Annotated in this window: 5 protein-coding genes and 1 pseudogene; 1 reads left to right on the top strand and 5 read right to left on the bottom strand. The window is 71.4% G+C overall.

Annotated elements, in window-relative coordinates; all coding sequences use genetic code 11:
- The 3 genes and pseudogenes from IQ216_RS13090 to IQ216_RS13080 form a co-directional block, all read right to left on the bottom strand.
- Nucleotides 1-844 (bottom strand): annotated as a pseudogene (locus IQ216_RS13090) (NADH-quinone oxidoreductase subunit L); the annotation flags it as partial.
- Nucleotides 844-1,386 carry an NAD(P)H-dependent oxidoreductase subunit E gene (locus IQ216_RS13085; protein ID WP_193815817.1) on the bottom strand — a complete coding sequence of 181 codons (543 nt, stop codon included), beginning with the start codon at nucleotides 1,384-1,386 and terminating at the stop codon, nucleotides 844-846. The pseudogene IQ216_RS13090 and the gene IQ216_RS13085, both read right to left, overlap by 1 nt.
- 74 nt (nucleotides 1,387-1,460) lie before the next feature.
- On the bottom strand, nucleotides 1,461-1,733 hold the full coding sequence (locus IQ216_RS13080; protein WP_228007510.1) for a hypothetical protein: 273 nt from the start codon (nucleotides 1,731-1,733) through the stop codon (nucleotides 1,461-1,463).
- Between the two features lie 45 nt (nucleotides 1,734-1,778).
- Between IQ216_RS13080 and IQ216_RS13075 the strand changes: the two genes are divergently transcribed.
- Entirely contained in the window at nucleotides 1,779-1,919 is a 141-nt protein-coding gene (locus IQ216_RS13075) for a hypothetical protein (protein ID WP_186700891.1), read from the top strand.
- Here the strand turns inward: IQ216_RS13075 and IQ216_RS13070 are convergent.
- Nucleotides 1,888-2,073: a hypothetical protein gene (locus tag IQ216_RS13070; RefSeq protein ID WP_193815816.1), complete on the bottom strand. Its 186-nt coding sequence runs from the start codon at nucleotides 2,071-2,073 to the stop codon at nucleotides 1,888-1,890. The genes IQ216_RS13075 and IQ216_RS13070 overlap by 32 nt on opposite strands.
- A 152-nt stretch (nucleotides 2,074-2,225) precedes the next feature.
- A partial coding sequence (locus tag IQ216_RS13065) for a glutamate--tRNA ligase family protein (RefSeq protein ID WP_228007509.1) occupies nucleotides 2,226-2,763 on the bottom strand: 538 nt, incomplete at its 5' end.

The following is a 2,763-nucleotide window of genomic DNA, read 5'->3' as shown; positions in this document are numbered from 1 at the left end:
CGTAGGCACCGGCCCCCACCCGCAGCTCCAGCTGCAGCTGAAAGCCACTGCCGTCGATCGGGGCCCCCAGCAGCCCGTGGCGGCGGGCCTGCTCCAGAGCCAGCCGCAGCCGTTCGATCGCCAGCGGATACTCGGCCCGCACATACACAAAGCCCTGTTCGGCGCCCACGGCGTAGGCGGCGATCGCCAGGCCCTCGATCAGCCGATGCGGGTCGCCCTCCAGCACGCTGCGGTCCATGAAGGCACCGGGGTCGCCCTCGTCGGCGTTGCACACCACCAGGCGGGGACCGGGAGGCTGCAGGGCCACGGTGTCCCACTTCAGGCCCGTGGGATAGCCGGCGCCTCCCCGGCCCCGCAGGCCGCTGCGCTTCACCTGCTCGCGCACCTGCTCGGGGCTGCACTCCTGCAGCAGTCGCCGCAGCTGGCCGTAGGCCCCATGGGCCAGCGCGTCATCCAGGCTGGTGGGATCGATCAGCCCGCAGCTCTCCAGCACCACGGGGTGTTGCAGGGCAAAGAACGGCTGGCGCAGGTCGAGCTGCCGATCCGCCAGGGCGCCGCCCCCTTCGCCCTGGGCCAAGGCCACAAGCGCTTCGGCCTCGCTGGGCTGGAGCTCCCCGAACAGCAGGGAGTCGCCGGGAGGGGCAGGGCCAGCATCAGGGCCAGAGCTCTCACCTGGCCGATCGACGGCCACCAGGGGGCCTCGCCCGCAGAGGCGCAGGCAGCCCACGCTCTTGACGCCCACGCCAGCGGGGGCCGCCTGCTCAAGGGCCTGCCGCAGGGCCTCGCTGCCGGCGGCGCGGCAGCCGCTGGCGCCGCAGCAACGCAGCTGGGCCGCGGCTGCCATCAGCCCTTTCCTCCGATCGGTTCAGCCACAGCCGGGATCCGGGCAGCCAGCCTTTGCTGAAGCCGCTCGGGTTGATCCAGCGGCAGCTGCGCCTCCAGCTGGCCGTCCACCACCAGCACCGGCGCCTGGCTGCAGGCCCCCAGGCAGCTCACGGTCTCCAGGCTCCAGGCGCCATTGCCGGCGGGATCATCGAGCCGCAGTGCCAGCCGCCGCTCCAGCTGCGCCGCCAGCTCCGCTCCGCCCTTGACGAAGCAGGCGGTGCCCAGGCACACGCAACAGCGGTGGGCGGTGGGGGCCCTCAGGCGGAACAGGTGGTAGAAGCTGGCTACCCCGTAGACGCGGGCCTGGGGCAGCTGCAGCTCCCGGGCCACCTGGGCCAGGGCCTGGGGCGGCAACCAGCCCTGCAGCTCCTGCACCCGGTGCAGCACCTCGATCAGCTCGCCGGGCCTGGCGCCATGGCGCCGCACGATGTGGCTGATGCGCGCGTCGGGGGGCGGTGGAGCCCCTTCGGCAGGGCTGGGCGGGAGAAGCGTCGCTGCCATGACCTGGACCGATCGCCAATCCAGGCCTAGCAGGGGATCAGGGCGCTGTCAGCGCCGGAGCACAGATTGAGCGCTCAGGTCTCGTTGCCGCCGAACATCTCGTCATCGGCCTCGAACGGCTCGAATTCGTTCCAGCCGGGGCTGGCGGCGTCATAGAGGCCGAAACGGACCGCCTCGTCATCCACCCGAGTCTCGCCGGTGGGGCGGGTGTCGCAGGTGACGCCACCGTCCACCGTGGGCTGACAGTCATCGAACACCACGTTGGCCGCCGAGGGGGGAACCAAGCCCAGGCCCAGGGCGGCGGCACCGGGGAGTGCTCCGAGCAGGGCGCGGGAGAGAAGTCGCATCACAAAGGCACGGGGACGGCACGCAGGGGAATCCTGGCTGGGATGATGGGATCAAGTGACTTGGCGGCGATGTACACCGACTGGACGGCCGTGATCCTGCTGCTGCTGACCGCAGCCCCCCTGGCCGTGGTCGTGGCCACCGCCGCCTTCTTCATCAGGCAGCAGCAGAAGAAGCCGACCCGCTGATCGGCTCCTGCAGCCGGGGCAGCGGAATCTGCAGCACCTCGGCGGCCAGCACCAGCTTGGGCCGTTGCCTGCCCTGTCCCACACAGGCCATGCAGGTGCGATAGCGCTGGCCATCCAGCCGCAGCACGCCACTGCCRCCGCACTGGCAGCACATCCCTGTAGACAGGGCTTCGCAGACACGCCGTTCAGTCATGCCGGCGCTCGCGAGCTGCCGGGCTGGGGTGTTGATCAACTAGGCCTCGTGCCAGCCGCTGGGGAACATCACCAGTGTGCGTGGATTCGCACACCGCGCTCCCGAAAGCTTCCTTAAGAAGTGCGCTCCTGAGCGGCTGTCGCCCTCGTGGCCAGATGCTGCAGGAGCTCCGCGGCGCTCAGCCGCGATCCCGGCGGCACCAGAGCGGCGCTGGCAGCCAGCAGCCCCACCACGCCGGCCGCATCCAACCCCCTGGCCCGCAGGCCCTCAAGCCCCTCGGCTCCGCTGCGTTTGCTCAGCCGCTGGCCCGTGCTCTCCTCGCGCCAGAGGGGGACATGGGCATAGCTGGGAGGTGGGGCTCCCAGTTCGCGCATCACGGCCACCTGGGCGGCGGTGGAGCTCCACAGGTCTTCGCCGCGCACCACCGTCCCGATGCCGAGAGTGAGCTCATCCACCGCCGTGGCCAGGTGATACGTGATGAAGCCGTCCGCCCGGCGCAGCACCACATCGCCCACCTGGCTGGCTCCATCCAGCAGGCCCGCAGCTGACACCGGCACCAGGGCCGCAGCCTCCTGCCAGGCGATGGGACCGGCGGAGAGCCGCAGCCGCCAACTGGGCCATCGCCCCGCCACGGCCCCCCAGTCCACCGGA

It is taken from the genome of Cyanobium sp. LEGE 06143, from assembly GCF_015207535.1.
Taxonomy (GTDB): Bacteria; Cyanobacteriota; Cyanobacteriia; order PCC-6307; family Cyanobiaceae; genus NIES-981.
Note: the sequence above shows the minus strand (reverse complement) of the source record. Positions and strands in the feature narration are given on the sequence as shown.

Coding starts and splice junctions, on each gene's coding strand:
- IQ216_RS13085 (WP_193815817.1), bottom strand. CDS start 1,386: ATGGCAGCGACGCTTCTCCCGCCCAGCCCTGCCGAAGGGGCTCCACCG.
- IQ216_RS13080 (WP_228007510.1), bottom strand. CDS start 1,733: ATGCGACTTCTCTCCCGCGCCCTGCTCGGAGCACTCCCCGGTGCCGCC.
- IQ216_RS13075 (WP_186700891.1), top strand. CDS start 1,779: ATGGGATCAAGTGACTTGGCGGCGATGTACACCGACTGGACGGCCGTG.